The organism is Bradyrhizobium sp. P3_C3, from assembly GCF_056402655.1.
Map to the genome: position 1 here is coordinate 15,671 of NZ_JBFUGY010000015.1, position 26,682 is coordinate 42,352.

22 protein-coding genes are annotated in these 26,682 nt (G+C 64.8%); 14 read left to right on the forward strand and 8 right to left on the reverse strand.

Translation table 11 applies throughout. The features are described from left to right. Positions 1 to 2: 2 nt before the first annotated feature. The 3 genes from AC1DW2_RS18865 to ugpB form a co-directional block, all read right to left on the reverse strand. The gene (locus AC1DW2_RS18865; protein ID WP_477006912.1) at positions 3 to 1,625 is read right to left on the reverse strand and encodes an ABC transporter substrate-binding protein; all 1,623 of its coding nucleotides are present in this window, start codon (positions 1,623 to 1,625) and stop codon (positions 3 to 5) included. Positions 1,626 to 1,867: 242 nt separating this feature from the next. Then, positions 1,868 to 2,815, reverse strand: a complete 948-nt coding sequence (locus AC1DW2_RS18870) for an aminoglycoside phosphotransferase family protein (RefSeq protein WP_477006913.1) — start codon at positions 2,813 to 2,815, stop codon at positions 1,868 to 1,870. A 193-nt stretch (positions 2,816 to 3,008) separates the two neighbouring features. Continuing rightward, positions 3,009 to 4,334: a sn-glycerol-3-phosphate ABC transporter substrate-binding protein UgpB gene (gene ugpB / locus AC1DW2_RS18875; RefSeq protein WP_477006914.1), complete on the reverse strand. Its 1,326-nt coding sequence runs from the start codon at positions 4,332 to 4,334 to the stop codon at positions 3,009 to 3,011. A 201-nt stretch (positions 4,335 to 4,535) separates the two neighbouring features. Between ugpB and AC1DW2_RS18880 the strand changes: the two genes are divergently transcribed. The 10 genes from AC1DW2_RS18880 (at position 4,536) to AC1DW2_RS18925 (ending at position 16,064) form a co-directional block, all read left to right on the forward strand. Then, a complete protein-coding gene (locus AC1DW2_RS18880) occupies positions 4,536 to 5,531 on the forward strand; it encodes a TRAP transporter substrate-binding protein (RefSeq protein ID WP_477006915.1) in 996 nt (331 codons plus the stop codon). An 83-nt stretch (positions 5,532 to 5,614) separates the two neighbouring features. Continuing rightward, positions 5,615 to 7,615, forward strand: coding sequence for a sensor histidine kinase (locus AC1DW2_RS18885; protein WP_223154137.1), 2,001 nt, complete (start codon positions 5,615 to 5,617; stop codon positions 7,613 to 7,615). After that, entirely contained in the window at positions 7,585 to 9,330 is a 1,746-nt protein-coding gene (locus AC1DW2_RS18890; protein WP_063979952.1) for an ATP-binding response regulator, read from the forward strand. Before AC1DW2_RS18885 ends, AC1DW2_RS18890 begins: the two co-directional genes overlap by 31 nt. A gap of 24 nt (positions 9,331 to 9,354) precedes the next feature. Continuing rightward, complete coding sequence (locus tag AC1DW2_RS18895) at positions 9,355 to 10,086, forward strand: response regulator (RefSeq protein WP_028151984.1); 732 nt, start codon at positions 9,355 to 9,357, stop codon at positions 10,084 to 10,086. A 321-nt stretch (positions 10,087 to 10,407) separates the two neighbouring features. Beyond that, positions 10,408 to 11,019 carry a sigma-70 family RNA polymerase sigma factor gene (locus AC1DW2_RS18900; RefSeq protein WP_028151983.1) on the forward strand — a complete coding sequence of 204 codons (612 nt, stop codon included), beginning with the start codon at positions 10,408 to 10,410 and terminating at the stop codon, positions 11,017 to 11,019. 556 nt (positions 11,020 to 11,575) lie between these two features. Beyond that, a complete protein-coding gene (locus AC1DW2_RS18905) occupies positions 11,576 to 12,274 on the forward strand; it encodes a cytochrome c biogenesis CcdA family protein (protein ID WP_085403979.1) in 699 nt (232 codons plus the stop codon). Between the two features lie 31 nt (positions 12,275 to 12,305). After that, positions 12,306 to 12,869 carry a thioredoxin family protein gene (locus AC1DW2_RS18910; RefSeq protein WP_477006916.1) on the forward strand — a complete coding sequence of 188 codons (564 nt, stop codon included), beginning with the start codon at positions 12,306 to 12,308 and terminating at the stop codon, positions 12,867 to 12,869. Positions 12,870 to 12,953: 84 nt separating this feature from the next. Then, positions 12,954 to 13,928 carry a hypothetical protein gene (locus AC1DW2_RS18915; RefSeq protein ID WP_477006917.1) on the forward strand — a complete coding sequence of 325 codons (975 nt, stop codon included), beginning with the start codon at positions 12,954 to 12,956 and terminating at the stop codon, positions 13,926 to 13,928. A 449-nt stretch (positions 13,929 to 14,377) separates the two neighbouring features. Beyond that, positions 14,378 to 14,971, forward strand: coding sequence for a L,D-transpeptidase (locus AC1DW2_RS18920; RefSeq protein WP_477006918.1), 594 nt, complete (start codon positions 14,378 to 14,380; stop codon positions 14,969 to 14,971). Positions 14,972 to 15,026: 55 nt separating this feature from the next. Then, positions 15,027 to 16,064 carry an amino acid ABC transporter substrate-binding protein gene (locus AC1DW2_RS18925; protein WP_063985936.1) on the forward strand — a complete coding sequence of 346 codons (1,038 nt, stop codon included), beginning with the start codon at positions 15,027 to 15,029 and terminating at the stop codon, positions 16,062 to 16,064. A gap of 291 nt (positions 16,065 to 16,355) precedes the next feature. Here the strand turns inward: AC1DW2_RS18925 and AC1DW2_RS18930 are convergent, their stop codons facing one another. Then, the gene (locus AC1DW2_RS18930) at positions 16,356 to 17,495 is read right to left on the reverse strand and encodes an acyl-CoA dehydrogenase family protein (RefSeq protein ID WP_477006919.1); all 1,140 of its coding nucleotides are present in this window, start codon (positions 17,493 to 17,495) and stop codon (positions 16,356 to 16,358) included. A gap of 207 nt (positions 17,496 to 17,702) precedes the next feature. Then, positions 17,703 to 18,917: an acyl-CoA dehydrogenase family protein gene (locus tag AC1DW2_RS18935; RefSeq protein WP_477006920.1), complete on the reverse strand. Its 1,215-nt coding sequence runs from the start codon at positions 18,915 to 18,917 to the stop codon at positions 17,703 to 17,705. Positions 18,918 to 19,065: 148 nt separating this feature from the next. On the opposite strand from AC1DW2_RS18935, the gene AC1DW2_RS18940 reads away from it, so the two are divergent. Both AC1DW2_RS18940 and AC1DW2_RS18945 read left to right on the forward strand, forming a co-directional pair. Further along, positions 19,066 to 19,611 (forward strand): carboxymuconolactone decarboxylase family protein, encoded by a 546-nt coding sequence (locus AC1DW2_RS18940; RefSeq protein WP_014491220.1) that lies wholly within the window; start codon positions 19,066 to 19,068, stop codon positions 19,609 to 19,611. A 90-nt stretch (positions 19,612 to 19,701) separates the two neighbouring features. Beyond that, positions 19,702 to 20,196: a VOC family protein gene (locus AC1DW2_RS18945; protein WP_028155211.1), complete on the forward strand. Its 495-nt coding sequence runs from the start codon at positions 19,702 to 19,704 to the stop codon at positions 20,194 to 20,196. 127 nt (positions 20,197 to 20,323) lie between these two features. Here the strand turns inward: AC1DW2_RS18945 and AC1DW2_RS18950 are convergent, their stop codons facing one another. Then, on the reverse strand, positions 20,324 to 21,559 hold the full coding sequence (locus AC1DW2_RS18950; RefSeq protein WP_477006921.1) for an MFS transporter: 1,236 nt from the start codon (positions 21,557 to 21,559) through the stop codon (positions 20,324 to 20,326). Between the two features lie 212 nt (positions 21,560 to 21,771). Beyond that, positions 21,772 to 23,019, reverse strand: a complete 1,248-nt coding sequence (locus AC1DW2_RS18955; protein WP_477006922.1) for an MFS transporter — start codon at positions 23,017 to 23,019, stop codon at positions 21,772 to 21,774. A gap of 187 nt (positions 23,020 to 23,206) precedes the next feature. Here AC1DW2_RS18955 and AC1DW2_RS18960 point away from each other — a divergent pair, with 187 nt between their 5' ends. Beyond that, positions 23,207 to 25,276, forward strand: coding sequence for a prolyl oligopeptidase family serine peptidase (locus AC1DW2_RS18960; protein WP_354180490.1), 2,070 nt, complete (start codon positions 23,207 to 23,209; stop codon positions 25,274 to 25,276). A gap of 104 nt (positions 25,277 to 25,380) precedes the next feature. On the opposite strand, the gene AC1DW2_RS18965 is transcribed toward AC1DW2_RS18960, so the two are convergent. Continuing rightward, positions 25,381 to 26,052, reverse strand: coding sequence for a DUF938 domain-containing protein (locus tag AC1DW2_RS18965; RefSeq protein WP_477006923.1), 672 nt, complete (start codon positions 26,050 to 26,052; stop codon positions 25,381 to 25,383). A 246-nt stretch (positions 26,053 to 26,298) separates the two neighbouring features. Between AC1DW2_RS18965 and soxX the strand changes: the two genes are divergently transcribed. Then, positions 26,299 to 26,655: a sulfur oxidation c-type cytochrome SoxX gene (soxX, locus tag AC1DW2_RS18970; RefSeq protein WP_028151969.1), complete on the forward strand. Its 357-nt coding sequence runs from the start codon at positions 26,299 to 26,301 to the stop codon at positions 26,653 to 26,655. Positions 26,656 to 26,682 lie beyond the last annotated feature (27 nt).

A 26,682-nucleotide genomic window follows, 5' to 3' on the forward strand; every position in this document is an offset into this window, starting at 1 on the left:
GCTCACCCCTTCGCCAGCGCGCGGTAATCCAGCCTCCGGTGGAACCAGTATTGGTAGCCGCTGATGTTCTTCTGCATCGCGACGTTGACGAAAGGCTGGTACAGCGGGATGCGCGGGATGTCGGTGAAAGCGAGATCGACAAAGCCCTTCACGTCGGCATCGTAGGTCGCGGTGTCGCCGGTCGCCGCTGCCGTGCGGGCACCGTCGATGAGCTTGTCCATCTCCGCCGACTTGTAGCTCATGGTGTTGAAGACGGAATTGTTGCCGTGGTAGCACCAGTAGAAGAAGTATTCGGGGTAATCGAGCCAACCCGAGAACACGTTGGTGAAGAGCGGCATCTCCTTCTTGTTCAGCTCGGTGCGCCAGTTGGCGCCGGGCACCTTGTTGATGGTCGTCTTGATGCCGATCTGCGCGAGAGATTCCTGCACCAGCACGCAGAGCGGCTCGTTGACGCCCGCGAAGTTGAGATCGAACGAGATCGTGGTCTCGAAGCCGTTGGCGAGGCCTGCCTCCGCCATCAGCGCTTTCGCCTTCTCGATGTCGGTGTTGTATTTGTGCGGCTGCGGCCAGGCGACTTCGGTCGGCTTGTCCTTCGGCGCGCCGAACATCGGGTTGGCGAGGCCGAACATCACGGCGTCCATGATCTTCTGATAGGGCAGCGCATAGGCAACCGCCTGGCGCACCTTCGGATTATCGAAGGGCGGCTTGGTAACGTTCATGCCGATATACTGGATGCCGTTGGAGAACGGCAGCGACACGACGTTGAGCTTGCCGTTCGCCTTCATCTCCTGAAAATCCTTGTTGGGCAGCTCGTAGGAGATGTCGGCGTCGCCCCGCTCCAGCAGCGCGCGGCGGTTGCCGGCCTGCGGCACCATGCGCCAGATCACGCGCTTGATCTTCGGCAACGGACCGCAGACCCAATCCTCGTTGCGCTCCATGATGACTTCGGTACCGGCGGTCCACTTCGTCACCTTGTAGGCGCCGGAGCCCGCGGTCTGCTGCTTGGTGAATTCGAGACCCCAGGGGTCCTTCTCACTGGCGTTCTTCTTCACCAGCTCGGAGTTGACGATGCAGGGCACGATGACCGCGAGATCAGGGATCGTGAGCTTGTCCTTCTTCAAGAAATCGACGCGCACGGTGTAGTCGTCGATCACGACGAACTGCTCTGGCTTGGTGAGAGAGCCAGCGCTCATCTGGAAGGTCGGGAAGCCGCCGACGCTGACGGCGCGGTCGAGCGACCACTTCACATCCTTGGCGGTGACGGGCGTGCCGTCGTGGAATTTGGCGTTCTTGCGCAGCTTGAAGGTGACCGACATGTCGTCGATCTTCATGTCCTCGGCGAGCTCGCCCTTGAACTTGTCGCGGTCGTAATAGGGCACGCCGCCGGGGCCGGTCTTCATCTCGTGGCTGATCAGGCGGTCGTAGCAATTCCAGGACACTTCGTAGCCGGGCACGTTGGTGCCGACGCCGTGGATGTCGAGATTGTTCGGGCCGCCTTCCGAGACGATCAGCAGCGTCTCTGAGCGCGCATCGGCATAGGCGGTGGAGATGACCTGTGGCATCGCCGGAAGCGCCGCGCCTGCGGCCAATCCGGACACKGACTTGAGGAAATCGCGGCGCTTCATGGAAAATGCTCCAACGCAAAAGTTTCTGGTTGGAACAGGGATTCGCAAGGTTCGTGCCAGCGCTTAACGAGGCCTTAATTTCCAGATAATGCGTTGATTTCACATAACTTTTTCGATATTTCGGTGGTTGATCGCTCTTTGGGCAACCCGGTAAATTGCATACAAAGATGCGATTCTGCTCCAAAAATGGGCTGAAAGATTGAGCGCTGCCGGATTGAGCAGGACGTCATTCCCCGGACGGTTCAGCCCGGCCAGATCAGATCCTGGAGTTCGACGAGATCGTTCGCCCTGTCCTGCCAGCCCTCGATACAGACGTGGCTGTTGAGGTCGCTGGCGCGGTGGAGCAGCATCAGCGCCATCAGCCGGCGCTTCAGTGCGAAATCCAGCGTCGCATAGCCAAAGCCTTCGAGCAGGCTGCGCACCCTCCCCGGCCGGCCGGCCGCCATGAAGGCGCTGGGGCCGAGCAAATCGTAATCGCGCCATCCCGCGAGCACGTCGCCGAAGTCGAACAGGCCGGCGAGCGACCAGTTGCCGTCGTCGCAGGCGAGCAGGAAGTTCTGGGGGATATATTCGCCCACCAGAATCACCGGCGGCGCATCCATCGGGATCAGTTTTGCGGCGTCGCGCAGGAGATCGTCGAAGCCTTCGAGGAATTTCGGCGCAAGGCCAAGGCGCGTGTGCCGCGCCTTGCATCCCTCCATCTGGGCGCGCATGAAGTCGTCCCAGCGCGGTTCGATCTTTGCGAGCGGACCAAGCGGCGCGTGCTGCACGGCGGCGATGGTCTCACCGATCTGGCGCAGCAGGCGCTCTTTCTGGTCTTCCGCCAGCTGCGGCCACACCTCCGAGCCGAGCGTGCCGGCAAGGCGCGTGATGACGAGGTAAGGCCAGCCGTCGCGCTCCCCCTCCGCGACGATCTCCGGGATCGGCAGATGAAGGCGGCCGGCAAGCTGCGCCAGCGACCCGCGTTCGGAGACGAATTGCGCGCGCAGAAGCGGCGGGAAGATTTTCAGGATCAGCTTCTCGCCGAGGCCGACGACGAGATTGGTGCCTGTTACAAACACGTGCGGCGCGCTGGTATCGAGACCGTGGCTGCGGGCGATGTCGAGCGCATTTCCCAGCCATTGCCGTGGATCGGAGCGAAAGGCACGAAAGCTTTCCGCGTCGGTGAAGTGAGGTAGTTTCATCGACATCGCGACCTTATGCATTTCAAGAGCAGTTTCCCCCGCGGCCCATCCTTCGAGACGCCCGCTTTGGCGGGCTCCTCAGGATGAGGGCGGAGTGCGTGGCAGCAAGTTTGGCGGGCATCGATGCCGCTTAGCCTCATCCTGAGGAGACCGCGAGCAGCGGTCGTCTCGAAGGACGAGGCGCGCACTCCCGCATGCGCTAGCGGTCCGGGCTGGCGCGCTCGAACTGGCGCAGCAGCTTGTTGCCGCGCTCGACCGCGGCATCGAGCGCAGCCTGCGCGCCCTTCTGACCGGTAAAGGCCTGCTCCAGCTCGTCCTCGATGGCGCCGCGGATCAGCACGAAGGAGCCGAGCCGGATGCCCTTCGAGTTCTCCGTCGGCTGATGCAGCGTGATCTCCTCGAACGAGATCGCGGAGCCCGGATTGCGCTCGTAAAAACCCTGCGCGCGCGTCAGCTCGAAGGCGGCGCGGGTGATCGGCAGATAGCCGGTGTTCTGGTGCCAGGCCGCCTGCACGCCGGGCTGCGACAGATAGGCGAAGAACCGCGCCACGCCCTTGTATTCCGCGCGCGGGCGGTCGCGCAGCACCCACAGCGTGGCGCCGCCGATGATCGAGTTCTGCGGCGCGTTCTTCACATCGGGCCAATACGGCATCATGCCGTAGCCGATGTCGAACTTCGAATTCGCCTTGATGTCGGCCCGCGTCGCCGAGGAGCCGATGAAGATGCCGCATTCGCCCTTCTGGAAGCGCGGCTCGGCCGACTGCCCGCGGCCGCCGTAGTCGAACACCTTGTCCTTCTGCCACTCGGCGAGCTGGGCGATGTGTTGCACGACGACCGGGTTGTTGATGGTCAGCTCGGCATCCAGCCCCGCAAAGCCATTGGTCCGCGTCGCGAGCGGCAGATTGTGGAAGGCGGAGAAATTCTCGATGTGGATCCAGGACGGCCAGGAGGTGGTGAAGCCGCACACAGCGCCGCGCTCGCGCAGGCGTTTTGCGGCAAGCCCAAGCTCGGGCCATGTCTTCGGCGGCGTCTCCGGATCGAGGCCCGCGTCGCGGAACATGGTCTTGTTGTAATAGAGGATCGGCGTCGAGGAATTGAACGGGAAGGACAACAGATTGCCGGCCGCATCGGTGTAATAGCCGGAGACTGCAGGAAGGTAATCGCCCAGCGAGAACGGCTCGTTCATGTCCCGCATCATGGTGAACACGGGATAGATCGCGCCCTTGGCCGCGGTCATGGTGGCGGTCGCGACCTCGTTGACCTGGACGATCGCCGGCTGGCTGCGCGAGCGGAAGGCGAAGATCGCCGCCGTCACCGTCTCGGTGTAGCTGCCCTTGTAAGCAGGCACGATGCGGTAATCGGATTGCGAGGCGTTGAAGTCGGCGGCGAGCTTCTCGAGCTGCCGGCCGAGCTCGCCGGACATGGCGTGCCACAGCGCGATGTCGGTGGCGGCGCGCGCCTGAAGAGGCATTGCGAGGACGATGAAAGCGGCGACGATCCGCAAAAGACTCGATGCTGAAATCACGATGGCTCTTCCCGTGTCGCGCGGCAAAAGGCGACCATACCTGCTTAAGGCGCGGCATTTCCTGTTTCAACCGGGAATGAACGGCGGCCGCGCCGCACAATCGCGCCGCCGGGTGCGGCGGGATGGCCTTCCCTCAACCATCTGCTAGATTGCGTTGAACCTTTTGGCTTCGCCATAGACTCCACCACTGAGGGGTTGAGTGTGCCAGTGTTGAACCGTGCCGAACTCTCGCGGACCGGGTTGATCTTCGTCGCGCTTCTGCTCGCGGTCTGCGCGACGAGCGCAGCTGCGCGCGAATTCCGCGCCGCCGACACCCAGGCCGAGGATTACCCGACCGTCCAGGCGCTGCGCTACATGGGCGCGCTGATTGCCGAGCGCACCGGCGGCCGGCACGAGATCAAGGTGTTCCACTCCCGTCAGCTCGGCGAAGAGAAGGAGACCATCGAGCAGACCAGGGTCGGCGCGATCGACCTCAACCGGACCAATGTGGCGCTGATCGGCAACTTCGTCCCGGCGATGAACGTGCTCGCCATGCCGTTCCTGTTCCGGTCCATCGAGCACATGCAGAAGGTGCTGGACGGGCCGATCGGCAGCGAGATCCTCGGCAGTTTCGAGCCCTACGGCTTCGTCGGGCTCGCCTTCTACGATTCCGGCGCGCGGTCGATCTACAACGGCGTCCGTCCGACACGGACTGTCGCCGACCTCAGGGGATTGCGGATCCGGGTGCAGCAGTCGGAGTTGATGAGCGAGATGATTCGCTCGCTCGGCGCCGAGCCGGTGGAGATGCCCTACGGGCAGGTGCTCACCGGGCTTGCCAACCATCTGATCGACGGCGCCGAAAACAACTGGCCATCTTTCGTGACGACAGACCATTACAAACATGCCGGCCACCTCGCGCTCACCGAGCACACGATGAGCCCGGAAGTGCTGGTGATCTCGCTGAAGGCCTGGAAAAGCCTGTCGGCGGACGACCAGCAGATCTTCCGTGAGGCCGCGGCTCGCTCCAGCCGGTTCATGCGCGAGAAGTGGCACGACCTCGAGGAGCAGTCGCAGCACAAGGCTGAAGCCGCCGGCATCACCGTCGCCAGGGATATCGACCGCAAGCCGTTCGAGGAGGCGATGGCTGCGATCTATGCCAAGGCGGGGCGCGATCCCGCCGCGGCCGCGCTGATCGAACGCATTCGCAAGGTGGAGTGAGCCGCTTGGCTGCACTTGGACACAGCGAGCACGCAGACAGGCCGCCCGGCCCGCTCGGGCGGCTGCGCGCACGCCTGGTCGGGATGCTCCGCGCGGTGCCGATCCGCTGGCGCATCCTGTCGATCGCGGCGCTGAACTCGGCCGTGGTCGTGGTGCTGGTGGGGCTGATCTGGAACGGCACGCAGGTGCTGGGCTCGGCCTGGGGCGACGTCCGGCAGGTGCGCGAGTCCGACCGCATCCTGGCGCTGCTCGAGAGCGAGACCGGGCGCCTGCACAATCTGATCCACCGCTACATCAACCAGCCGAGCCCGGACCTGTTCGCCGAGATCCTGCTGCTGCGCGAGGCGGTGCTGGGCACGCTGACCGACCGTGCCGCCAAGGACCCGATGCTGTCGGGCTCCGTCGAGGAGCTGGAGCGCACCACCGACCGCTTCCTCAACGGCTTCGGCGAGCTGCGCAGCGTGCAGGCGACCATCGCCAAGACCTATGAGGAGCAGGTGCAGGGCCCGGCCAGGGACATGGCCGGTCTCTATTCCATCATCGAAGGTGCCACCGGTCATCGCGACGCCCTGATCTGGCCCTCGCTCGGCAAGTCACGCGAGGCCTTCACCGCGATGCTGGTGGCCGCCAACTCCTACTATCTCTCGCTGTCGCCCGGTGCCGCTGATGATGCGCGCCGCAACACCGAGACGATCGAGAAGACCATTCCGGTCATGATCGATCTCGCCGACAACGACCTGCAGCGCATGGCCCTGCAACGGCTCGGGACCCGCACCATGGCGCTGCGCGAGGGTTTTGCGAAACTCTCCGAGCAGCTGACGAGCCGCACGGAATTGCTGCGCAACACCATCGACGCCAGCCAGGCCGAGGCGATCGGCGCCATCGACGACCTCTCCACCAAGATGCGCCAGCGCGAGCAGAAGGCGCAGGAGACGTTTGATCGTACCCTCGCCGATATCTCGCGGCGGGTGCTGTCGATCGCGGTGATCTTCCTCGGCATCATCCTCACCGCCGGCGTGCTGATCGCGCTGTCGATCCGCCTGCCGCTGCAGCAGATCATGACCGCGATGCGCGCGATCACGCTCGGCGACCTCGACCGCGAGGTGCAGGGCACCAAGGCACGCGACGAGGTCGGCGCCATGGCGCGCGCGGTCGAGGTGTTCCGCGAGAACGCGATCGCGAAGCGCGAGACCGAGGACGAGCTGCGCGCGTCCAAGGAGAAGGCCGAGAGCGCGCTGCTCGAGCTCAACACCGCGCAGCAGAATTTGATCGACGCCGAACGGCTGGCGGCGCTCGGCGGCCTCGTCGCCGGTGTCGCGCACGAGGTCAACAACCCGATCGGCATCAGCCTGACCGTCGCCTCCAGCTTCGCCCGGCGCACCGAGATCTTCGAGGCCCAGCTCAAGGGCGACGGCGGCCTGCGCCGCTCGCAGCTTGAGGAGTTCGTGCAGTCCTCGCGCGACGCCTCGCAGCAGCTCGTCGCCAACCTCACCCGCGCCGGCGAGCTGATCCAGTCGTTCAAGCAGGTCGCGGTCGACCGCTCGCATGCCGAGCGGCGGCAGTTCTCACTCAGCGAAGCTACCGACCAGATCATCGCCAGCCTGCGTCCGGTCCTGAAGCGCTCGCCGATCACGCTCCAGGCCGACGTGCCCGAGGGACTCCTGCTCGACGGCTATCCCGGCTCCTACGGCCAGATCCTGACCAACCTCTTCCTCAACGCCGCCAACCACGCCTTTGCCGACGGCCGCGCCGGCACGATCACGATCTCGGCGCGGCCGCGCGGGACCGACGACATCGAGATCATCTTCGCCGATGACGGGGCCGGCATGACCCCTGACGTGCAGCGCCAGGCCTTTGACCCATTCTTTACCACCCGGCGCAATGAAGGTGGTACGGGACTCGGCTTGCATATCGTCTATAACCTTGTCACCCAGCAGCTCGGCGGGCGCATGATGCTGGAATCCAAGCTGGGACAAGGCACTACTTTTCGCATTATCATGCCCCGGGTCGCCAAGGGCGGCGCGCAAAGCACAGAGACTGACGGGACTTCTCAATGGCCGAACAGGACGATGTCCTCCACCTGATCGACGATACCGGTACCGCACCGGAGGACCAGAACGCACGGAAGTGGAAGATCGCCGTCATCGACGACGATCCGGCCGTGCACGACGGCACCCGCTTCGCGCTGTCCGACTACAGCCTCAACGGCCAGGGGCTGGAGATCCTCTCCGCCCATTCCGCGGCGGAAGGTCGCAAGCTGATGGCCGCGCATGGCGATATCGCCGCCGTGCTGCTCGACGTCATCATGGAGACCGATGTCGCCGGCCTCGAGCTGGTCGAGTTCATCCGCAACGAGCTCAAGAACGAGACCGTGCGTATCATCCTGCGCACGGGACAGCCCGGCCAGGCGCCGGAGCGGCGCGTGATCGTCCAGTACGACATCAACGACTACAAGGCCAAGACCGAGCTCACCGCCGACAAGCTGTTCACCTCGCTGACCGCGGCGCTGCGCTCCTATCAGCAGCTCGAGCGCATGGTGCAGACGCGGCGCGGGCTCGAGATCATCATCGACGCGGCCTCGACGCTGTACGACTTCAAGTCGATGCAGCGGCTCGCCGAGGGCGTGCTGACCCAGCTCGCCTCGCTGCTCAATGTCGATTGCGCCGGCATATTGGTGCTGCGCGACAATGGCGGCGTGGACCCCGAGCTCTCCGTGCTCGCCGGCAGCGGCTGCTACAGCCGCTTCATCGGCACGACGTCGTCGAAGGCGCTCGACCCCGATCTGCGGACGATGGTGGAAGCCGCGTTCCAGGGCCGCAAGAACGAATTCGCCGACCACCGCAGCGTGATCTATCTGCGGACCGGCTCCGGCCGCGAGGTGGTGGTGCTGCTGCAGGCCGAGCGCGAGCTGTCCGAGACCGACCGCTCGCTGGTCGAGATCTTCTCCAGCCGGCTCTCGATCGCCTTCGACAACGTCATCCTCTACCAGCAGCTCCAGGACGCCAACACGCAGCTCGAGGACCGCGTCGCCCAGCGTACCCGCGCGCTGATGCAGGCCAACCGCCGCCTCTCGGCGCAATGGCTGCGGCTGCAGCGCGCCAACGGCTTCAAGAACGAGATTTTGGGCACCGTCGCCCATGACCTCAAGAACCCGCTCGGCGTGATCCTCGGCCGCACCGAGATGCTGAAGGAGCTGATCTCGACCGGCGCCTCGTCCGACGGCGTGGTCGCCCAGGTCGATCACATCCGCGATGCGACGAAGCGCCTGACCACGATGGTCGATCATCTGATCTCGGACGCGATGGCCGATGCCTTCGACATCACCATCCGCCGCGAGCCGGTCGACGTCGCGGCGCTGGTGAAAGAGGTCGCCGATGCCAACCACCCGCTCGCGGTCAACAAGCAGCAGGCGATCAGCGTCACGGCGCCCCCCAACATCGTCACCATGTGCGACACCGACCGCATCCGCGAGGCGATCGACAATCTGATCAGCAACGCCATCAAATACAGCCCGATCGGCGGCAAGATCATCGTCGCCGTCACCCATGAGGCTAGCGATACCGTCGTCCGCGTCAGCGACGAGGGCGCCGGCCTGTCGCCGGAGGATCTCGGCCGCCTGTTCGGCCGGTTCCAGCGGCTGTCGGCCAAACCGACCGCGGGCGAGAGCTCGACGGGGCTTGGGCTTTCCATCGTCAAGCGTATTATCGACATGCATGGCGGCGAGGTGACGGCCGAGAGCGACGGTCCCGGCAAGGGATCGACCTTCACCATCACCCTGCCCGCGACCGAGTTGCCGTGATTCGAGTACCGAGATCTGAGTGATATGACCCAAAGCCAGCACATCATGATCGTCGACGACGAGGCCCCGGCCAGGGAGATGGTCGGCGATTACCTCAAGATGCACGGCTTCACCGTGACGCTGTGCGACGGCGGCAAGAGCTTGCGCACCGCGATCGACGGCAGCATGCCCGACCTCGTCGTGCTCGACCTCAACATGCCCGAGGAAGACGGCCTCTCGATCATTCGCGACCTCAAGAGCCGCATCAACGTGCCCGTGATCATGCTGACGGCGACCGCGAGCCCGATCGACCGCGTCGTCGGCCTCGAGCTCGGCGCCGACGATTACGTGGCAAAGCCCTGCGAGCTGCGCGAGCTGATGGCGCGCATCCGCTCGGTGTTGCGGCGAAGCACGCCGGTGAAGGCGGCCGAGACCGCGCCCGCCAAATCGGACAAGGATCAATTGGTGCGCTTCGGCACCAAATGGCTCGACCTCGAAGCGCAGGCCTTGCGCGACGACGAAGGCAACGAGCATCCGCTCACCGCCTCCGAGTTCGGGCTGCTGAAAGTGTTCGCGGCCAATCCGAAGCGCGTGCTGTCGCGCGAGCGCCTGCTCGAACTGGCCAATGCGCGCGACGCCGAAGCCTTCGACCGCGCTGTGGATCTGCGCATCATGCGCATCCGCCGCAAGATCGAGCCCGACCCGACCAAGCCGGCCGTGATCCGCACCATCCGCGGCGGCGGCTATCTGTTCTCGCCCGCGGGCGAGAAGGCGTAGGGCGCGCGGCACCTACCGCTGTCGTCCCGGGCTCGCTTCGCGCCCCGGAATGACGGCATGGGTGGCGCGACCGAACGCAAAGCCCGGAATTTCGTTCCCGGCGGCCCCGGGCGCTCCCCAATCCCCACCCCCGTATTTTCCGTACATTGAAATTCCACGGCTTTTCGCCCCGAATGTTTCGTCGCGGCCTGTCCGACGAAACAATTTGGCGGCGCACGAAACCATTTTTCGCTTTTCGTGCAGACGTCCCGAAACGTTCGCTGATTAACACTTTGGTCCAAGGAAACGCCGCTCGGTTGCGGCGCTACGGGGAGCAAGTCAATGCCGAACGTCATCGCCATCAACGCCCAAGCCAGCCAGAGCATCATTGCCGCTCAGGCGACCTCGGACGACATGCTTCTTGAAAGCATTGCGGACGGCAACCGGACGTCCATGCACATCCTCTATTGCCGGCACAATGTGCGGGTTTATCGCTTCATCCTGCGCATCGTGCGTGACGCGACCACGGCGGAAGACCTCGTCAGCCAGGTGTTCCTCGACGTGTGGCGCACCGCAGGCCAGTTCCAGGGCCGCTCGCAGGTCTCGACCTGGCTGCTCTCGATCGCACGCTTCAAAGCGCTGACCGCGATGCGCCAGCGCCGCTTCGAGGACATCGACCAGGACGACGTGCGCCAGATTCCTGACGATGCCGAGACGCCCGAGACCTCGCTCGACCGCAACGACACCAGCGCCATCCTGCGCGCCTGCGTGCAAAAACTGTCGCCCGCGCATCGCGAGATCATCAACCTCGTCTACTACCATGAGAAGTCGGTGGAGGAGGTCGGTCAGATCATCGGCATCCCGCAGAGCACGGTGAAGACCCGGATGTTCTATGCCCGCAAACAACTGGCCGATTTGCTTAAGGGCGCCGGCGTCGACCGTTTCGCCGCCTAAGGCCAAGGATTTCAATGGGATAGGACCGCACTTTCGGCCCTGCCCCCGGACACGGAAGTGTTACCGCCGACGAAACAATTGAAACAAAGCACAACATCGCGCGGAAAAACTTCCCTCCTATAAAGCTCACATACGGTTTCGTTAAACCTCCCAAGACTTCCAGCGACCCGGACGGGATGCCCCCCTCCGGGTCGTTTTGTGTTTGGCGGGTGGTTGAGGGCCCGCTTCCTGCTGGAGTGAGGTAGGCACCGCTCTTTCATTCCCTCCCCCCTTGCGGGGGAGGGGCAGGGAGAGGGGTACCGCACGGGGACTCCCTCGATTTGTCGTGCGCGGCACGATCGAAGCTCGATAGACCTTATCCCGGGGCTACCCCTCTCCCCAACCCTCCCCCGCAAGGGGGGAGGGAGCGCGCCGGCGCCGTGGCCAACAGGGCTGCCTCGCAGTGCCGCCCGGCACGCCCCACACCAGGCACCCGCCCCTCACGAAGGCGTGACGCCACGTAACAACCCGCGCATCCATCCCGAACTGCCCTCGTGACCTCCTTCACGAGTGCCCGATGCTCGAACTTGTCTTCGCCGTCCTTGCCGGCATCCTGACCATCGCCGCGCCCTGCACGCTGCCGATGCTGCCGATCCTGCTTGGCGCCTCGATCGGGCGGGCGGGGCACTTGCGGCCCGCGATGATCGCGCTCGGCTTCGTCGTCTCGTTCTCGGCGACCGCGCTGCTGTTGGGTGCGATCACGCGCCTGTTCGATTTCGATCCGAACGTGCTGCGCGAGGCCGCGTCGATCCTGCTGCTCGGCTTCGGCCTGTTGATGCTGTGGCCGGCGCCGTTCGAATGGCTCTCGATCCGGCTCAACGGCTGGCTCGATCTCGGCAATTCCGGCGCCGTGCAGCGCGAGGGTGCGCTCGGCGGCCTCGTGCTCGGCACCACGCTCGGCCTGGTCTGGACGCCCTGCGCCGGTCCCGTGCTCGGCTCCATCCTGACGCTGGTCGCGACGTCGAAGAACGCCAGCTGGGCCGGCGTGCTGTTGATTGCCTATGCCATCGGCGCAGCGATCCCGATGCTCGCGATCGCCTATGGCGGACAGGCTGCGACCACGCGCGTGCGCAGCCTCGCGCGGATCTCGCCGCGGCTGCAGCAGGGCTTTGGTGTCGTCGTGATCGCTTTCGCGGTCGCCGCCTACTTCCAATACGACACGCTGATCGTGGCGTGGCTCACAGGATTCTATCCCACCGGCCAGATCGGCCTGTGATCATCCCTCATCTTCACCGGAGGACGCTTCCATGACTTTCAAACTGCTCGCCGTCTCCGCCTCACTGATCGGCATGGCTGTGACAGGCGCCGTCATCCCCGGCATCTGCGACGAGGCCGCGCGCGCCACCCCTGTCGTCACCGCTGCCGTAAGCCAGCAGGCTGCGCCCGACTTCACCGGCATCAACACCTGGTTCAACTCGAAACCGCTTGGCATCGCCGACCTCCGCGGCAAGGTCGTGCTGGTCGACTTCTGGACCTATGGCTGCGTCAACTGCGTCAACACGCTGCCGCACGTCACCGACCTCTATGCCAAGTACAAGGACAAGGGCCTCGTCGTGGTCGGCGTGCACACGCCGGAATTCCCGTTCGAGCGCTCCGCCGCCAATGTGCAGGCCGCGCTCAAGCGCCACGGCATCACCTATCCGGTGGCGCAGGACAATGATTCCAAGACCTGGAACGCCTACCAGAACCAGTATTGGCCGGCGCAATACATCATCGACCAGAACGGCAAGATCGTGTTCCAGCACGAGGGCGAGGGCCGCTACGACGAGATCGACCGCACCGTGGCAAAGCTGCTGAACGCCAGCAGCTGAGGCCGGCTCGCCGCTGCCGCCGTTGTTGCTTGACTCCACGGACCCGTCCGTGGAGTTTCCCGAGCGACGGAATCAGCGCCCGCAATGGACGACGCGACCACCAGCCCCGACATTCGCCTTCGCGAAGGCGCCTCGATCGCGCAGCGGCTGGTCATGTCCGGCTTTGCGGCCGCCGTGGCGCTGTGCTTCACGCCGGGCCTGTTCACCCACGACACTTTGGAGGTGATCGTCTCGGTGGCCGCGCTGCTCGTCGGAGCAGCGTTCGTGGCCGGCATCATGCTGGCGCCTGCGGTGGTGTGGATCATCACGCCGAACGAGATCCTGATCGGGCAACAGCGACCGTTCGGAAAACTCCGGACCAGGATCGTCGCGAAAGACGACATCAGGGGATTACAGGTTCCCGGCAGCAAGCGGGCGAAAGCCCGTTTCCAGCTGGCCTTCACACTGGCCTCGGGGGAGCGCCTGACGTCCCCGCCAATCTCGGACGTCACGCATGTACGCGACACCGTGGCGCGGATCGCCGCGCAGTTCGATGTCCCCGACGTCGAGTCACCCGTCAATCCGCTCGATGCCAGCAATCCCGAAATGCGTCTCGGCGAGCCGCTCGAGGCGTTTTCCGCCCGGGACATAAGGATAGTCGCGCTGATTGCCGTCGCCTTGTCCGCCGTTCCCTACGCCTACAAGCTCTGGCGTGGATGGCCGCCCAGCCATGTCGACATCCTGCTGCTGCCGCTCGGCGCGATCGCCGCATTCGCGGTTTACAGATACGCCAATCTCGTGACCGGCGCGTTCTGGATCATCCGCGAGAGCGATATCCGCGTCGAACGCCTGTGGGGCGACGGCACGCCGCGCGCCGACCATATCGAGGGGCACGACGTGAAGACGATCACCGTCGACCGCCGCGGCCGGTCCGAGGACGAGCACTGCATCGTCACGATCCGGTTGCGCTCGGGGCGACGCTTTCGCAGCCCACGAATCGGGTCGCGGATCGAGGCCCGCGCGGTGGGGACCGAAATCGTCCGGCGGCTCGGGATCGCGGCGGAGAATAACAAGATTTAGCTCTCCCCCGCTTGCGGCGTCGCGATCGCATTTGAAGGCGATCTGACAGAGTCGCCTGCGGCCATCCTTCGAGACGCCCGCCTACGGCGGGCCCTCAGGATGAGGACGGAGTGCGCGGCGACAATTTCGACGGGCTCCGATGCGTCTTAGCCTCATCCTGAGGAGACCGCGAAGCGGTCGTCTCGAAGGACGAGGCGCGCGCTCAGACCGCCGCTAGGAACTCCTGTGCGATCGTCCTCCCCCGCAAGCGGGGGAGGGAGCGCACCACCATTGCCGCGACAATCTAGGCTTTTCGCGCCATCCCCTGTTTGTGGCATTGCCCGGCCTCGTCAAAAAACCAAAGCATTCTCGTGACATACCAGCCGGGCGCGCCATGAACTTGCCACGAAGCTGCCCCTGAGTTCAGATGGTCCGAATGATTTACGCTGTGGCAGCGGGGAGAGCTTGAAATGACGGATTATCGTCGCCTGACCGGGGCGTTCATCGCGGCGCTGGGCCTGGTCCTGACCACCTCATACGCCTCCGCCCAGCAGCTCGACCGCGGCGACGAGCCGGGGCTGGTCGCCGACGACGCCTATCAGCTCGAGCCGGAATGGCAGAAGCAGGTCGTGTACTTCCGCACCACCGAAACGCCGGGCACCATCATCATCTCGACCGCCGAGCGCCACCTCTACCTGGTGCAGCCGGGCGGGCGCGCGATCCGTTACGGCATCGGCGTCGGCCGCGACGGCTTCCAGTGGCAGGGGCTGGTGAACATCACCAACAAGAAGGAGTGGCCGGACTGGACGCCGCCGCCGGAGATGATCCAGCGACAGCCCTATCTGCCGCGCTTCATGGCCGGCGGCCCCGGCAATCCGCTCGGTGCCCGCGCCATGTATCTCGGCACCACCGTCTACCGCATCCACGGCACCAACCGTCCTGATACGATCGGCACMAAGGTATCCTCGGGCTGCTTCCGTCTCGTCAACCATGACGTCGCCGATCTCTACGATCGCGTCCCGGTTGGCACCAAGGTGGTCATCCGACAGAAGCCCGAACTCTGATCTTCCTCGCCTTAGCGAATAGTCCTTTTCCCGATTATTTCGAGAGAGCAACATGATGCGCACTTTTCGAGGCGGCCTGCTGATCGGGCTCGCCGTTGCCGTACTGGTCGGCGCCCTGGCGGTGATCTATGAGTTCTACGATACCCGCACCCTGAAGCGCACCGTTCGCCGCGGCGAGGTGCTGTGCGGCGTCAACAAGGGCCTGCCGGGCTTCTCGATCCCCGATGACAAGGGCAACTGGACCGGATTCGACGTCGATTTCTGTCGCGCGGTGGCAGCCGCCATCTTCAACGATCCCGGCAAGGCCAAGTTCGTTCCACTCGACGCCAGCGAGCGCTTCAAGGAATTGCAGAGCCGCAAGGTGGACATCCTCTCGCGCAACTCGACCTGGAGCATGGCGCGCGAGCTCGACTATGACCTCTATTTCCCGGCGGTGGCCTATTACGACGGCGCCGGCTTCATGCTGCCGCGTTCACGCAACAAGGAGACTTCGCTGGACCTGACCGGCAGCAAGGTCTGCGTGCAGGCTGGCACGACAACGCTGCTCAACGTCGCCGACTACTTCCGTGCCAACAACATGAAGTATGAAGAGGTGAAGTTCGACAAGCTAGATGACGTGGTGAAGGCCTACGACTCCGGCAAGTGCGACACGCTGAGCGCCGACGTCTCGCAGCTCTACGCGCTGCGGCTCAATCTCTCCAAGCCCGGCGACCATATGATCCTGCCGGACATGATCTCCAAGGAGCCGCTCGCACCCGTGGTGCGCCAGCGCGACGACGACTGGATGATGATCGTGAAGTGGACGCTCTACGCGATGATCAACGCCGAGGAGCTCGGCGTGAGCTCGGAGAACATCGACGAGGCGCTGAAGTCGAAGAAGCCGGAAGTGATGCGCCTGGTCGGCACCGAGGGCAATTACGGCGAGCAGCTCGGCCTCACCAAGGACTGGGTCGTCCGCATCATCCGCAACGTCGGCAATTACGGCGAGATGTACGAGCGCAACATCGGCGAGAAGTCCAAGCTGAAGATCCCGCGAGGGATGAACCAGCTGTGGAATGCCGGTGGCGTGCAGTACGCGCCGCCGATGCGGTAATAGACTTCGGTTGCAGCCACGCTCTCAATTGTCATGCCCGGGCTAGTCCCGGGCATCTACGTTTTTGAGGCACCGCAAGAACGTGGATGGCCGGGACTAGGCCGGCCATGACGGAGCTTGGGGCAGGCGCTCTCCACACTCTCAACTGTCATCGCCCGGCTTGACCGGGCGATCCAGTATTCCGAGACGTCAATCGTATGCGGACAGGCCGCGGCGTACTGGGTCGCCCGGTCAAGCCGGGCGACGACACCGCGTGTGAGGCGCGCCCCTCGCGCCTCTCCTCAACGCAGCTCAATAACCCCGCGCCCTTGCCAGCTGCTCGGTGTGGTAGTTCGCGTCGCCGAACAGCTCCTCGCACACCCTGGCGCGCTTCATGAAGAAGCCGATGTCGAACTGGTCGGTCATGCCCATGCCGCCATGCATCTGCACGCCTTCCTGCACCGCGCGGGTGGCGGTGGCGCCGGCGCGGGCCTTGGCCACGGCGACGCTTGATGCGGCCTTGGCGACGTCGGCATCGAGTGCCTGGAGCGCCTTCATCGTGGCGGCGCGGGTAATCTCGATGTCGACATAGAGCTCGGCGGCGCGGTGCTGCAGCGCCTGGAATTCGCCGATCAGCTTGCCGAACTGCTTTCTGTTCTTGAGATACTCGACGGTGCGGTTGAAGACCTCTTCGCTCAGGCCCACCATTTCGGCGGCGACCGCGCCGCGGCCGATGTCGAGCACGCCGTCGAGCAGCGTTGCACCCTGATCGACCTCGCCGAGCACGCTATCGGCGTTGACCTCGACATTGGCAAGCTCGATCCGCGCCGCGTTGTGCGCGTCGACCATGATGGTGCGCTCGATCGCAACGCCCTTGGCCTTGGGATTGACCAGGAACAGCGTCAGCCCTTCACGCTCGCCGGCGGCGCCAGCGGTGCGCGCCGCGACGATGAAGAGGTCCGCAACGTGGCCGTCGACGACCAGCGCCTTGGCGCCGGAGAGCTTGAAGCCGTTGCCGGCGCGCACCGCCTGCAGGCTGGTCTGAAGCGGGCGATGCTTGGCGCCTTCGTCGATCGCGAGCGTCGCGAGTAACGAGCCGTTGGAAATTTTCGGCAAGAATTCCGACTTCTGCGCAGCATTGCCGCCACGATTCAGCGCCGAGGCTGCCACCACGCTGGTGGCGAGGAACGGCGACGGCATCAAGGTGCGGCCGATCTCCTCCATCACGATGCCGGCCTCCATGAAGCCGAGACCGCTGCCGCCGAACTCTTCCGGCACCAGGAGGCCGGCAAAGCCCATCTCGGCGAAGGAATGCCACAGCTCCTTGGAGAAGCCGGTGGGATCCTTGGCGTCGCGCAGGGATCGCAGGTGCGACACCGGCGCCTTGTCGCTGATCAGCCCGCGCGCTGAGTCGCGGAGCATCGATTGTTCTTCGGTGAGGACGAGGGCCATGTGCGTGTTTCCGATGCGAAATCTATTTTGTCTTCGTCATTCCGGGATGCGCCGTAGGCGCAGGCCCGGAATCCATACTCCCGATTGGTGGTTATGGATTCTCAGATGCGCAATTGCGCATCTTAGCTCGCGCTTCCGCCTTCGCTCTTCGAGCTTCGGCGGACAAGTCGCGCGCCCCGGAATGACGGGCGGGTCGTGAGAGCGTGCTCACGCCCCCGGCAAATCCAGGATGCGCTTGGCGACGATGCCGAGCATCACCTCCGTCGTGCCGCCCTCGATCGAGTTGGCCTTGGTGCGCAGCCAGGCGCGCGGGCGGGCACCCTGCCTGGAGCGCTCGCTCTCCCATTCCAGCGCGTTGACGCCACCGGCCGACATCAGGATCTCGTGGCGGCGCTTGTTGAGCTCGGTGCCGTAGTACTTCATCGCGGACGAGAACGCCGGATGCGCCTGGCCGGCCTTGGCGAGATCGACCGCACGTTCGGCGCAAGCGGCGAGCGCGGCCTCATCGACGTCGAAGCTCGCGATCCGGCCGCGCAGCATGGAATCGTCGAGCTTGCCTTGTGCATCGGTGCCGACGGAATCCGCCGCGATCTGGCCGAGCGGCCGGCCGACGCCGCGCTCGCCCATGCCTGATATCATCGCGCGCTCATGCTGGAGCAGATATTTTGCCACGTCCCAACCGCGATTGACAGTGCCGACCACGTGGGACTTCGGCACGCGGACACCGTCGAAGAAGGTTTCGCAGAACGGCGAATAGCCGGAGATCAGCAGGATCGGCTTGGTCGTCACGCCCTTCGAGGCCATGTCGAACAGGATGAAGCTGATGCCGTCGTGCTTCTTCGCCGTGGGATCGGTGCGCACCAGGCAGAAGATCCAGTCGGCGTAGTTGGCGTAGGACGTCCAGATCTTCGAGCCCGTGATGACGAAATCATCGCCGTCGCTCTCGGCGCGGGTCTGGAGCGAGGCGAGATCGGAGCCGGCGTTCGGCTCGGAATAACCCTGGCACCAGCGGATCAGGCCCGCCGCGATGTCAGGCAGGTGCTCCTTCTTCTGCGCCTCGTTGCCGTATTTGAGCAGCGCCGGCCCCAGCATCCAGATGCCGAAGCTCGACAGCGGCGGACGCGCGCCCATCCTGGCCATCTCGGCGCGCAGCACCTTGTGCTCGGCAGCGCTTAAGCCACCACCGCCATACTCCTTCGGCCAATCCGGCACGGTCCAACCCTTGTCGCGCATGCGCTCGAACCAGAGGCGCTGCGGCTCGGACGCGAATTTCGTATTGCGCCCGCCCCAGAACACGTCGGTATCAGAGGTCACGGGCTTGCGCATCTCCGGCGGGCAGTTGGCTTCCAGCCAGGCGCGCGTTTGCTCGCGGAATTGTTCGAGATCGGCCGTCTCTGTGTCGCTGGCTTTGGAGTCAGTCATTGGTCGTTTCCATCAATCAAAATCGACTTGTTGGGCGCGACTCTGGGCCATCGCACCGTGGAATTCAACCACTTCCGTACCGCGCATGCCGCGCCGCATTCGGCTATAGTCGATGGCATGGCCGCTTGAAAACAAAGAGGAAACGAGAATGCGCCTGAAACTACTTTCGCCTGGCGAAATGAACGAGAGCCAGCGGCAGACCTATGACGAGTCGATTGCCGGCAAGCGCGGCAAGCCGCCGGCGCCGATGATGGCCTGGCTCAACAGCCCCGACATGGCCCGTCACGCCACGCGGCTCGGCGAAGTGCTGCGCTACGACACGATATTCCCCGCCAAGCTTTCGGAGATCGCGATCCTGGTGACGGCGCGGCACTGGACTGCGCATTACGAATGGTATGCGCATAAGCGCCTGGCGCTCCAGGGCGGCATGGACCCTGAAATCATCGACGCGATCCGCGATCGCCGCACGCCTGTCTTCGACGATCCCAAGGGCCAGATGATCTACGACGTCGCGAAGTCGCTGCATGAAGGCCATGGCGTCGAGAAGGGCCTCTACGATGCAGCGGTGAAGGTCCTCAGCGAGCGCGGCGTGGTCGAGGTGATCGGGCTGTGCGGCTATTACACAATGGTATCCATGACGCTGAACACGTTCGAGTTCGAGCTGCCGGAGGGCGAGGTGCCGGAGCTCTCATAGTTTCGTATCCGGAAACGATGGGTTTCGGGATAGGCAGGTAGCACTGTCCCGGAGCCGGCCTTATCTGGAGTTGGTCAACGGAGCAGCACCATGTCGCAAAGCCCAGCCGTCCATGCCGGCACAAGGATCGGCCACGTTCATCTCAAGGTCGCCGATCTCGATCGTGCGCTCGGCTTCTATTGCGGCGTGCTCGGCTTCGAGCTGATGCAGCGCATGGGCTCCGGTGCGGCGTTCATCTCGGCCGGCGGCTATCATCACCACATCGGGCTCAACACCTGGGAGAGCAAGGGCGGCTCGCCGCCGCCGCCGGGCACGACGGGCCTGTTCCACACCGCGATCCTCTATCCGACGCGGCCGGCGCTGGCGGATGCGCTGCACCGCGTGCTCACGGCCGGCATTGCGCTTGACGGCGCCAGCGACCACGGCGTCAGCGAGGCGTTGTATCTGCGCGATCCCGACGAGAACGGCGTGGAGCTGTATTGGGACAAGCCGAAAGAGCAATGGCCGCTCGGGCCGGATGGCAAGCTTGCGATGTTCACGAAGCGGCTGGATGTCGAGGCGTTGTTGAAGCAGCGCGAGGCTTAAATACCGCTCTCTCCTCGTCATTGCGAGGAGCGAAGCGACGAAGCAATCCAGAATCTTTCCGCAGTGGCAGCCTGGATTGCTTCGCTGCGCTCGCAATGACGGAGTGTGTTGAGGCGCCGTCGCGCCTCTATGCCGTTTTCGCTCGCGGCTTCCCCCGCACCATGATCAGCGCCGCCGCCGCCACCTCCAGCGCGATGCAGAGATAGAACGGCAGCGCGTAGCCGCCGGAGAAATCTCGCAGGAAGCCGACGACGCCCGGGCCGAACGCATAGGTCACCTGGTTGATCGCCGTATTCAGGCTGATCAGCACGCCGAACGAGGCGGAGTCGAATTCCTGCTGCACGATCAGCGACGGCAACGTGATGAGATTGCCGACCGAGAAGCCGAACACCGCGCAGGCCGCGATCAGCACATAGTCGTTGTGCAAATTGATGACGACGCAAAGCGCCGCCGCCTGGCTGAGGAACGACAGCGCTGACGCCAGCCGCTGGTTGAGGCGGTCGATCACCATCGAGAACAGCACGCGGCCGATCACCGCCATCGCGGTCAGCACCGCGACCGCCACCGCCGCGCGCTCGCGGCCGATCACGGGATCGAGGAACGAGATCAGGTGCACGATAAAGCCGACCTGCGCGAACAGCACCAGCGCGAACGCAATTGTCACCGTGAGGAAGCCGATATCGCGCAGCGCCCATGCGCGGATCTCCGTCGACGATTGCGGCCTGGCCTTCGCCGTCGCATGCCAGCCGTGAAGATCGGGCGGCCGGCCGACGAGAAGGAGGATCACCGGCAGCAGCAACACCAGCATGGCGCCGGCGGCGGCGTACATCGCGCTGGCGAAGCCGACATGGCCGATCAGGGTCACCAGCAGCGGCACGCCGACGATGCCGCCAAAACTGGCGCCGTTCAGCGCAAGGCTGATCGCCATGCCGCGCTTCTGGTCGAACCACAGGCTGATCGTGTTGGTGATCATGGCGAGACTGGTGCCGGCCCAGCCGAAGGCGAGCACGGCGTCGGCGAGATAGAGCTGCCAGGGTTCGCGCACCGCGCCGATCGCGACCGCGGCCGCCGCCATCGCCAGCGTGCCGGCGATCAGGCAGAGTCGCGGGCCATATTTTCTGACGGCCTCGCCTACAAAGACGACGAGCAGCGCACCGAACAGATAGAAGAACGTCGTGCCCGAGGAGATCAGCGAGGCCGGCCAGCCCCGCGCGCGCTGGAGCTCGGCGACATAGACGCTCTGGCCGTAGAAACCGAGCCCCCAGCCGAAGGTCGCGAGCAGGAAGCAGACCGCGACGATGCGCCAGCCTTCGTAGCGGAGCGCGGATTCGTCGATTCGGGGCTGTTGAGGATTGTCGAGCATTTGCCGCCTACTCCGTCATGCCCGGGCATAGCCGTCTGAAGGACGGCGTCGCTTCCGCTCGCCTATGCCCGGGCATCCACGTTCTTTCTTCGACGTCCCAAGACGTGGATGGCCGGGACAAGCCCGGCCATGACGACATCTAATTAACTCTCACTCGAAAATCACTTCGGCGCAGATCGAAGTATCGACGCTGCTGACAGCCTCCTGCCAACTCAGATCGCATCCGGGAACTCGCCCATGGCCGCGTCCAGCTGCGCCTTGCGGCGGCGGGCCCAGGACGCCAGCGAGAGCACGGCGAGGCCGAGCACCACCGGCGGGAACACCACCATGTTCACCGCCGACCAGCCGTAATTCGCAAGCAGCTGGCCGGAGGAGAACGAGCCGATGGCCATCATGCCGAACACCAGAAAATCGTTGAAGGCCTGCACCTTGTTGCGCTCCTGCGGACGGTGCGTTTCCAGCACCAGCGCGGAGGCGCCGATGAAGGAGAAATTCCAGCCAACACCGAGCACGATCAGCGTGGCCCAGAAATGCATCGCGGTGAGGCCGGAGAGACCGATGCCGGCAGCCACGGCCTCCAGCAGCAGGCCGGCGGCGACGATCTTGGGCGCGCCGAAACGCGCAATGAGCGCGCCGGTGAAGAAGCTCGGGCCGTACATGGCGACGATGTGCCATTGAATGCCGAAATTGGAATCGCTGACACTGAGGCCGCACATCTTCATGGCGAGCGGCGCCGAGGTCATCACCAGGTTCATCATGGGATAGGAGATGACGCCGCACAAAGCGGCCGCGATGAAGCGCGGCTGGGTCACGATGTCGAGCAGCGGCCGGCCCCCGTGCAGATCTGCCGGTGCCGGCTTCGGCATGTCGACGCCGGCGACGATGCCCATCGCGACCAGCGCCACCGCGGCCTGCACCAGGAAGCTGAAGGCGAACAGATAGGGCGACCAGACGTCCATGGTCCATTGCACGAGCTGCGGACCGAGCACGCCGGCGAACACGCCGCCCGCCATCACCCAGGACACCGCTTTCGGCCGGTAGGCCGCGCTCGCGCCGTCGGCGGCGGCGAAGCGATAGGATTGCGCCACCGCGCCGTAGAGGCCGCCGAGGAAGGTCGCGACGCAAAACAGCGCGAACGACGCATGCAAGATCGCGAACGAGCCGCACAAGCCGGTGAGCGTGCCCAGACCCGTGCCGACGATAAAGGCCGCGCGGCGGCCGAAGCGGCGCGAGATCGCACCGGTCGGCAGCGTGCCGGCGGCGAGCCCCAGCACATACATCGAGATCGGCACGGTCGCGAACGACATGTCGGGCGCGAGCGTCGCGCCGACGATCGAGCCGGTGGCGAAGATCACCGCCGAGTTGGCGCCGGTCAGCGCTTGCGCCGCCGCAAGGCGCACCACTTTGGCACGCACGCGGGCGTCGGCAGCGATTTCGTGGGCTGTAGTCACGTCTAACATCGGCATTTCCGCCCGAGAGGACTTGTTGATTCCCGGCACTATGGAGGGGCGCGGAAGGGCGGGCAACCGGCGCAAACGGGCGCAGGCCATGCCTCTGACGCAATCGGGCGGATGATACCGGGCCTGCGCGCTTGACGGCTTGCGCTCGATCAAATCCTATCCGCCGCGATCCTTGGGAGTTTCGTTCATGTCTGTCGACGACCGACCCACGCTCAGCGCTCCCGACGACGATCCCTGGCTCTGGCTGGAGGAGATCGAAGGCAAGCAGGCGCTCGATTTCGTCGCGCGGCAGAATCAACTGACGCTCGCCGCGTTCGGGGGCGCGGCCTTCGAGCGCGACCGCGATGTCCTCGCGGCGATCTACGATCGTCCCGACAACATCCCCTATGTCAGCCGGCGCGGCAGCGATCTTCACAATCTCTGGAAGGACGCCACCAACCCGCGCGGCCTGTGGCGGCGAACCACGCTAGCGGAATTTCGTAAAGCGCATCCGGCGTGGGAGATCATGCTGGACATCGACCAGCTCGCGGCGAGCGAAGGCGAGGACTGGCTGCTGAGCGGGATCGCCACGATGCCCGGACGCTCGCGGGCGATTCTGAGCCTGTCCCGCGGCGGCAGCGACGCCGTCACCCTGCGGGAATTCGACCTCGACACGAAAAGCTTCGTCGCGGACGGTTTTGTGCTGCCGGAAGCCAAGGGCGGCGTGGACTGGATCGATGCCGATACGCTGCTGCTGTCGAGCGCCCATGGCGAGGGCATGGCGACTACTTCCGGATATTCGCGGACCGTTCGCGTGTGGCGGCGCGGCCAGCCTGTCGATCAGGCGCAAACGATCCTCGAGACCACGGCCGATCACATGGCGATGTCAGGCATGGCCGACGACACGGGACCGGCGCCTCGGGTCTGGATCGTCGACCAGATCGATTTCTTCAACCATGCGATCTGGCTGCGCGATGCGGCCGGCACGACGACGAAGCTCGATCTGCCGACCGGCATCTGGATGCAGGCGCATGGCGACTGGTTCGCGATGAAGCTGCGCAAGGACTGGACGGTCGAGGGGCGGACCTACGCCACCGACACCGTGCTCGGCATCTCGCTCTCGGCATTCCTCGCCGGCAGCCGCGATTTCATCGTCCTGTTCGAACCCGGGCCGCGGCAGGCCCTGCAAGGTCTGTTCTGGGCGGCGGGAAAGTTGGTGCTGTCGATCCTCGACGAGCTGCAGCCGCGCTTCGAGATCTTCACACCATCCGCCGGCGGCTGGAGCCGCGAGACGCTTCCCGGACTCCCGCAAATCGGCGTCGTCGACATCTGGCCGCTCGATCGCCATCCGTCCGAGAGCAATGGCGATCTGCTCGCCAATGTCCAGGATCCGCTCACGCCGCCCTCGCTGCTGTTGATCGAACGCGGCGTCGCAAGCCCGACCGTGCTGAAGCAGGCGCCGAAGACGTTCACCGCCGACGGCCTCGTGGTCACACAGCACGAGGCGATCTCGATCGACGGCGAGCGCATTCCCTATGTGCAGACGGGCCCCACTGGGGAGACCGGCGATGCGCCGGTCTATATGAGCGCCTATGGCGGCTTCGCCCATGCGGTGAAGCCGTACTACAACCCCTCGCTCGGCAAGCTGTGGCTCGAGCGCGGCGGCACCATCGTGCAGGCGAATTTGCGCGGCGGCGGCGAGTTCGGCACCCGCTGGCACGACGCCGGGCGCCTCGCCGGCAAGAAGCTCTCGCATGACGATTTCGCGGCCGTTGCCGCCGATCTCGTGCGACGCGGCGTGACGAAGCCAAAACGGATCGCGGCGCAAGGCGGATCGAACGGCGGCATCCTCATCACCAACATGCTGGTGCGCTACCCCGAGCGTTTTGGTGCGCTGTTCTGCACCATTCCGCTGATCGACATGCGCCGCTACACAAAACTGCTCGCGGGCGCGAGCTGGATCGCGGAATATGGCGACCCTGATAAACCCGAAGAGTGGGAGTGGCTGCAGACTTACTCGGCCTATCACAACGTGAAGGCCGGCCAGTCCTATCCGCCGATCCTGATCGCCACGACACGCCGCGACGACCGCGTTCATCCCGGCCACGCGCGCAAGATGGCCGCAAAGCTGCAGGCGATGGGCTACGAGGCCTGGTTCTACGAGCCGGAAGCCGGCGGCCACGGCTACGGCAAGGACAACAAGGAGCGCGCCGGCTTCGAGGTGATCGGCTTCCGGTTCTTGAAGGACAGGATCGGGTGGAAGGACGGGGAGGCGTAGGCGCGCAGCCCCTCGTGGACTTTGATCGCATCACGACGTGAGGCGGCCACTGCTCTCTCATTCCCTCCCCCCTTGCGGGGGAGGGAGCGCACCGCCTTCGTGGCTTAGCGCGAAAACACCAGCGTCAGATTGTTCGCCGGCATCTCGATCGTATCGACGAGGCTCAGCCCCGCTCCGCGGGCGAGCGTCTCGACGTCGCTGATATCACGCACGCCCCATTCGGGATTGCCTTCGCGCAAGGAGGTGTCGAACACGGCGTTGCTGAGCGCGGTGTGCTTGCCGTCGCGCTTGAACGGACCGTAGAGGAACAGCTTGCSGTCGGCCCGCAAGTAACGGCCGGCACCGGCGAACAGGCCCTCGGCCACGCTCCATGGTGCGATGTGGATCACGTTGGCGCAGAACAATGCGGCCAGGCTCGTCGGGCCCTGCCCGCTTCGCATCTCCGGACACCAGTCGGGGTCGGTGAGATCRATCCGCAGCGGCGAGCGGATGTTTTGCAGGCCCGAATGAACGCGCCAGGCCTCGATGCTCTTGAGGTGGCGCTGGTTGAGGTCGCTCGGCCACCAGATCAGGCCGGGCGTGTGCTGCGCGAAATGGACCACGTGCTGGCCGGTTCCGCTGCCGAGCTCGACGACATTGCCGGTCAGGCCTGCGAGATGCTTTTCCAGCGCCGCCCAGAGCGGCTCGTGATTGCGATGAAATGCCGGTGCATCGAGCCGCCCATCCGACTCCACCCGTCCGCCGTCCCTGCCAAATTCGACGACATATTCAGCCAATTGAGGTCCCCTTGAAAAAACGAGAACGGGAAAAAAACACGATGGGCGCCCAAACGCCCCGAAAACAGCCGGCCAGCACCCCTGGCCCGAATCCGCCGGACAAATAAGCTCTTTAGTTGCAATGCGGAAGATATTAACTCCATTTTGCCGCGCGCATAGTCTTGATTGTCAGCCGATGCCCTTTGTGCTTTGGAACACTATATTTCCGCGAACGAGATCATCGACATAACGCCTCGGAATGACGCCTTGACCGCCTTTCCACGGACGCCCGTCCTTTACGTCCTGCTGGCGATCGCCGCCGGGCTTGCCGCAGGCCCCGCGCGTGCGCAATCCGCCGTGGCTGACGGCCAGAAGCTCGCCTTCGACCGCGGCAAGGGCAATTGCCTGACCTGCCACGTCATCAAGGGCGGCGACCTGCCGGGCACGATCGGACCGGAGCTCAAGGACATCAAGTCAAAATACCCTGATCGCAACGAGCTGGTCGCGATCATCTTCGACGAGACCAAGCGCAATCCGCAGACCATGATGCCGCCGTTCGGCCGGAACCGGATTTTGACCGAGCAGGAGATCAGCGCGATCGTTGATTTCCTCCAGACCCTGTGACCGCCGGCACGCCAAGAGAATGTCCAG

Coding starts and splice junctions, on each gene's coding strand:
- AC1DW2_RS18925 (WP_063985936.1), top strand. CDS start 15,027: ATGCGCACTTTTCGAGGCGGCCTGCTGATCGGGCTCGCCGTTGCCGTA.
- AC1DW2_RS18915 (WP_477006917.1), top strand. CDS start 12,954: ATGGACGACGCGACCACCAGCCCCGACATTCGCCTTCGCGAAGGCGCC.
- AC1DW2_RS18950 (WP_477006921.1), bottom strand. CDS start 21,559: ATGCTCGACAATCCTCAACAGCCCCGAATCGACGAATCCGCGCTCCGC.
- AC1DW2_RS18890 (WP_063979952.1), top strand. CDS start 7,585: ATGGCCGAACAGGACGATGTCCTCCACCTGATCGACGATACCGGTACC.
- AC1DW2_RS18935 (WP_477006920.1), bottom strand. CDS start 18,917: ATGACTGACTCCAAAGCCAGCGACACAGAGACGGCCGATCTCGAACAA.
- AC1DW2_RS18895 (WP_028151984.1), top strand. CDS start 9,355: ATGACCCAAAGCCAGCACATCATGATCGTCGACGACGAGGCCCCGGCC.
- AC1DW2_RS18870 (WP_477006913.1), bottom strand. CDS start 2,815: ATGTCGATGAAACTACCTCACTTCACCGACGCGGAAAGCTTTCGTGCC.
- AC1DW2_RS18900 (WP_028151983.1), top strand. CDS start 10,408: ATGCCGAACGTCATCGCCATCAACGCCCAAGCCAGCCAGAGCATCATT.
- AC1DW2_RS18910 (WP_477006916.1), top strand. CDS start 12,306: ATGACTTTCAAACTGCTCGCCGTCTCCGCCTCACTGATCGGCATGGCT.
- AC1DW2_RS18955 (WP_477006922.1), bottom strand. CDS start 23,019: ATGTTAGACGTGACTACAGCCCACGAAATCGCTGCCGACGCCCGCGTG.
- AC1DW2_RS18960 (WP_354180490.1), top strand. CDS start 23,207: ATGTCTGTCGACGACCGACCCACGCTCAGCGCTCCCGACGACGATCCC.
- AC1DW2_RS18930 (WP_477006919.1), bottom strand. CDS start 17,495: ATGGCCCTCGTCCTCACCGAAGAACAATCGATGCTCCGCGACTCAGCG.
- AC1DW2_RS18945 (WP_028155211.1), top strand. CDS start 19,702: ATGTCGCAAAGCCCAGCCGTCCATGCCGGCACAAGGATCGGCCACGTT.
- AC1DW2_RS18940 (WP_014491220.1), top strand. CDS start 19,066: ATGCGCCTGAAACTACTTTCGCCTGGCGAAATGAACGAGAGCCAGCGG.
- AC1DW2_RS18885 (WP_223154137.1), top strand. CDS start 5,615: ATGCTCCGCGCGGTGCCGATCCGCTGGCGCATCCTGTCGATCGCGGCG.
- AC1DW2_RS18905 (WP_085403979.1), top strand. CDS start 11,576: ATGCTCGAACTTGTCTTCGCCGTCCTTGCCGGCATCCTGACCATCGCC.